Origin of the sequence: Paraburkholderia piptadeniae, from assembly GCF_900007165.1 — a bacterium.
GTDB classification, from domain to species: Bacteria; Pseudomonadota; Gammaproteobacteria; order Burkholderiales; family Burkholderiaceae; genus Paraburkholderia; species Paraburkholderia piptadeniae.
In genome coordinates this window covers 143-631 of the sequence record NZ_CYGY02000171.1, presented here as the reverse complement: position 1 = coordinate 631, position 489 = coordinate 143, and the positions used below count along the sequence as shown (strand labels likewise).

Here is a 489-nt window from a genome sequence, read left to right as displayed (position 1 = left end):
GTCGTACTACCAGCTGCTGTCGCCGTACAGCCCGACCACCTGGCTCACGGGCTTCTATGGCGCGCACCCGGGCGATGTGGATGGCCTCGACACGATCTATCGCGCGAACAACACGCTGCTGTACATGTCGCCGCAACTGTATGGCTTCAAGTTCAGCGGCTCGTATTCGCTGGCGGGCGTGCCGGGCAGCGCATACCAGGGCTCGACATGGAGTACGGCGATCCAGTACGCACAAGGGCCGATCGGTCTCGCGGTCGGCTTCTCGCGGATCAACAACTCGAACTCGAACGGCGGTGCGTTCGGCACGGACACGACGACCTCGAACGCGGGCGCGCAGGCGGGCATTTCGGCCGTGACCAACGGCTACCAGTCGGCGCGGGCGCAGCAGCGCTTCGCGGTGGGCGCGGGCTACACGTTCAACAGCCAGTTCGACATCACGGCGACGTACACGAACGTGCAGTACGTCGCGGGCGTCGGTTCGGGGTTCCG

1 protein-coding gene is annotated in these 489 nt (G+C 65.6%); it reads left to right on the top strand.

What is annotated here, in order from left to right:
- Positions 1-489 (top strand): porin (locus BN2476_RS43865; protein ID WP_235851249.1); only part of this gene is annotated, 489 nt, incomplete at both ends.